We start from the raw sequence: 4323 nt of genomic DNA, 5'->3' as shown, positions 1-4323 counted from the left end.
CGGGCGGTTTGGCGGAGAGCAACCTCGGGCATCGAAAGCCTTCGACGCCAAACACGGCCGACCTACGGCCAGCGCGCTGCGCGGATCGTAGGACGAACGTGGCGACAGCCCGTCCGTCCATGAGCGCAAGGCAGACGTCTTGAGCCTCCGAGCGTTGGATGAGGCGGCCTTGGGCGTGGCGCAAGCGCTGTGGCGTAGGAGCGTCCTCGCAGTCGGGCGGTTTGGCGGAGGTGGCGCTGGGGCATGGGCAGCGCTGGACGCCAAACACGGCCGACCTACGTTCCAGCAAGCCGCATGCCTTCTCAGGGAACAGACCTGTTTTCAAGTGAGCATGGCATTGGCGCCGCAGTGGCGTATGAAGCAGCGTATACGTATGAAGGAGTGTGTCGGCGGAGCCAGGGGGATTCGCCCCGCATGCGCTTCTCGTGGCGCAGAAGAACATGCATGCTGCATCAAAGTGTGTGGCTGATCTGGGTGGGCTGAGGCACGAGTTCGGGTTGCAAACTCGGCTCGCTCAGCATCCGCCGCTGGGGGTGCGCGGCGGTTTTGTGTCACCGCTACGCGGTTCCACGGGAGGGTGCGGTGGGTGGGGGCGTTTACCGTGGGTTGGCACCCACGGCTACCCTTGTGCCAGCGCTACGCGCTTTCGGAAATGGCCTGCGGGGCAAGCCGCTGGGCATGAGCTTGCATGGTTGCCGTGTTCGTCATTCCTTCGCTTTTGGAAATGGCCTGCGGGCAAAGAGCTGGACGTGAGCTTGCATGGCTCCCGTGCTCGTCATTCGGTCTCGCTTTCGGCGCGCTGTTTTTCGAGGCCGCACCACCCGTTCCAGTAGTGCGGGCAGCTTTCCATGCGCAGGATTTCTTCGCTGGTGTGGCCGCTGCGGTGGGGATCGAAGTTCATCGCTTTCATGTGGTCCACGAAGGCGTCGGGGAGGCGGACGTTCCGCTCCACGTAACGGGCGAGGACTTCGGGCCAGATCCAGACGCCGTCGCTGCGCTCGAGGGAGCTGAGGGGCGGGCCATCGTAGTTGAGGCGGAATTTGTGATATGAGAGCATGCCGCCGCAGGGGACACCGTCTCTGAGATAACGGATGATCTTTTCTCTGTTTTCCACCTGCCACGTGGGATCGATCACCAAGGCGGGGTGGATGGAATAGGAGTCATCGAGATGCTCGGACCAAGACCCCACGGTCATGACTTTTTTGCGCGCAGACATTCGTGCTGCGAGGATGGAGAAAAAAGTGGGGCGGAGTCCAGCGCGGGTTTGGCTGGTTACTAGATGCCAGATCCTGGATGCTAGATGCCGCTCCCCTGCCCTGCTGCGGATGCAGGGGGCTTATTAAAGGATCTGCAGGAGCACGCGGCTCACCAGGAGGAGGAGCACGGAGGCGTAGATGACGCCGCAGGCGATGTCTTCTGGCTGCATGGCGCGCCGGGCGGTGCTGGGCGCGGATTCATTGAAGATGAAGGGCGGCATGGGAGATGTCATGGTCGTGGTGGGTGCGGGGTGGATGACGTATCTGGGCCGGAGGGCGAAGGAATCCGTGATGGACAGCCCCAGACTAACCTGCCGCGGCGGGAGTGCCGATGAGTGAAAGGTTTATTTTTTGGGATGCTCGTATTTAGAAGGACGAGGCGAAGACAGGCGGGCCGGAGGGAGAGGGCAGTGAGGCAATGCCCATCGCACTTCCAAGCAGCGGGGTCGCCTGCAGACTGGGCTGGGCAGTGGATGGCTTTGTGATTGGATGGCTGCCCCCTTCGCATGTGTTCACGGCAGGGCCTCTGTTCACGTCTCCGTGAACAGCGTGGTTTTCGTGAACAGACCTCATCCCGATCAGGCCCTGCGGGGCTCCATTCCGTAGTGGGAGCGCCGAAATTCTGTCGGCCCGGGGGAAGCTCCGCGATGGGGGCGGACAGCGCATTTTCAGCGGAGCTTGATTCCCTGTCGATGAGCCAGGGACGCTCGCCCGGAGCGGACACAATGTCGGCGTCTCATCAGCGGTTTAAAGCTGGTGCTTTTCACTCACGACGCCCGATCCTGGCAGACTTCTGGGGCGGTGGGTCGAACAGAGGTTTCTAACCGCTGATTTGACGCTGATGAGACGCTAATACAAACCGTCTGAAGATCCGGATTCTGCATTCCGGATTAGCGTCTTGTCCGTGAAGTGTGGGGATGTCTGAGATGAGGGCGAGGCAGCTTGCGAAAGCGCTGGCCGACGGGCATGAACCGTAGCGAAGCGAAGATAGCCTGCCGCAGGCTGCCCGGAGGGCGAACGCAGTGAGGCAATGCCCATCGTACTTCCAAGCATCGGGGTCAGTCTTTGACTTTGAGCTCGCTGGCGGTGAGTCGGGGCTGGACGAGGGTGCCGGTGGGGGTCCAGTCCTGCCGGGGGAGATCGATGGCGAAGGTGAGGGTGCCGGTGTGCTGCGCGGTGCCGGAGACGAGGGTGCCGGTGCATTGCTGCGGGGTGCAGCGGACGTTGCGGAGCTGGAGGGCGGCGCCGGCGGCATCGAGCCCGGCTTTTTGGAAGAGCACCAGCATCTGCTCGCCGAGCGCGGTGAAGTCGCAAGTGATGGAGCTGCGGTCTGCGAGGCGCAGGATGAGGAGGGAGAAATTGGCCCGGTCCGTCTGGATGGCGAGCGCAAGGTAGGATTCGTCATCGCTCCACTGCGGCGTGCAGCGGCCCTCCGGCGCGGTGATGACGAAGGGCGGCCGGCCCTTCTCTTCCAGCACGAGGGTCTGCGTGGCTTCCTTTTCCTCCCCTGCCCCTGCCGCGCCCGACGCGTCCAGCGTGATGGCACCGGGCAGAGGCGCGGAATCGCCCAGGCGCAGGTGAAGCTTGCCGCTGGGGGAAGCGAGTTGGGTGGGTGCGGGTGGTGTGGCTACGGGCTCCGCTGCTGCGGCGGCGAGGGGGAGGGCCAGGGCGAGGAGGAGTGCGCGCATGAGGGATATGGCGGGTTGGTAGGCCAAAGTATTCGGAGCGCTTTGTAGCTTAAAGCGAAGAGATGTAGCTGTATTCACGTCATGCGAATTCAATTCTTACACACGGCCAAACGAAACACACTTGCCCTCAGAGTCATCCTCGTCACTGATAAGCATCCTACCGATCATTAATCTACAAAAATATGCCTGCAAACATCAACATTCCACGCCTTACCGACAAGGAGATCGCGGAAGCTTTGGTCTCGGCAGCCAAAGAAGTAGCCGAAATTTGCCCACTAAAACTCATTATCAATGTTCCGCTTAGAGGGCACCAAGAAGTTAACCACGAACTAGATGCATTGCCTCCCGGATCTGATCTTGAATTGCTTCTAGCAGAAAACTCTGTTATTGCCCCTTCCCTTCATCTCCGAGGACCTGGCAATAAAATTGTTGTTATTGTCGACCGTAAGATAGAGGCACCTTTTGATGTTTTGCGATTTGAGAATAACTGGCAAGAAGGACTTAGTGAGGAGCAGCGCAAGCAAGAGGTAAAGCTGACCTTTAAACTCACTTCACTGTGCCGCAAAAACCTCAAAGCACCGGAGTTGGACGCCTCACTTTTGGGAGACCCAAGCACTGCGTGGGGGAAATATAGAAATGCGCAAGCCGGGGTGCTTAGCAGTCTTCAAAAGACCGCGGGACAAATTATTGTTGATGTCGCAAGGGAGAATGCTGAGATCGAAAAACTTCGGTCTGAGCGGTTTGAGAAACTTGAGAGCCAACTGCGAGGAGAATTAACGGCGGAGAGGGAAAAGCTTCAGCGACAGCATGATGAACTCGTGGCTGAGATTGAAAGACGCGAGAAAGCATATTCAGACAAGGAAGCTGAGTTCCAAACCAAAGAAGCCCGCTACGTTTCGCGTCAGAAGCAAGACGAACAGATCAAGCAAATCCAAGCATGGCTTGAAAACTGGGGACTCACAAAAGGAACCAGTCGGAAACGTTGGCCGATCACTGCCGCATATATTACAGCACTCATTGTCACCGCAGGCCTTACGATTTATGCCACCACCCACAACTATGACCTGCTGAAGACAACGGATGATCTCGCGAAACTCCAGTGGTGGCATTGGGTCGCCTTGGCATCCAAGGCATTCTTCCCTCTTGCTGCCTTCACGACTTTCATGGTTTATTTCATTCGTTGGTCTTCTTCGTGGGCCAAGCAGCACTCGGAAGAAGAGTTTAGGAACCGTACCCGCTTGATCGACATCGGGCGGTCTGGTTGGCTGTTAGAGGCTGTGCGTGATGCACACGAGAAAAAAGCAGAGATTCCAACTGACCTTCTTCGGGAGCTTTCGAGAAACCTGTTCTCAAATGCAAATTCTTCAGAAGGCGAGATC

4 protein-coding genes are annotated in these 4323 nt (G+C 58.7%); 1 reads left to right on the top strand and 3 read right to left on the bottom strand.

Features of this window, described 5'->3' with window-relative positions:
* Positions 1-775 precede the first annotated feature (775 nt).
* From WAW39_RS24945 to WAW39_RS24935, 3 genes are all read right to left on the bottom strand, one after another.
* Positions 776-1216 (bottom strand): hypothetical protein, encoded by a 441-nt coding sequence (locus WAW39_RS24945; RefSeq protein WP_422321873.1) that lies wholly within the window; start codon positions 1214-1216, stop codon positions 776-778.
* 123 nt (positions 1217-1339) lie between these two features.
* Positions 1340-1489, bottom strand: a complete 150-nt coding sequence (locus WAW39_RS24940; protein ID WP_422321872.1) for a hypothetical protein — start codon at positions 1487-1489, stop codon at positions 1340-1342.
* 825 nt (positions 1490-2314) lie between these two features.
* Entirely contained in the window at positions 2315-2944 is a 630-nt protein-coding gene (locus WAW39_RS24935; protein ID WP_422321871.1) for a hypothetical protein, read from the bottom strand.
* Between the two features lie 182 nt (positions 2945-3126).
* Here WAW39_RS24935 and WAW39_RS24930 point away from each other — a divergent pair.
* The coding region (locus WAW39_RS24930) for an OmpH family outer membrane protein (protein ID WP_422321870.1) at positions 3127-4323 on the top strand (1197 nt) is incomplete at its 3' end.

The sequence above is a fragment of the Prosthecobacter sp. genome, assembly GCF_049294395.1.
In the GTDB taxonomy this organism is placed as follows: domain Bacteria; phylum Verrucomicrobiota; class Verrucomicrobiia; order Verrucomicrobiales; family Verrucomicrobiaceae; genus Prosthecobacter.
Note: the sequence above shows the minus strand (reverse complement) of the source record. Positions and strands in the feature narration are given on the sequence as shown.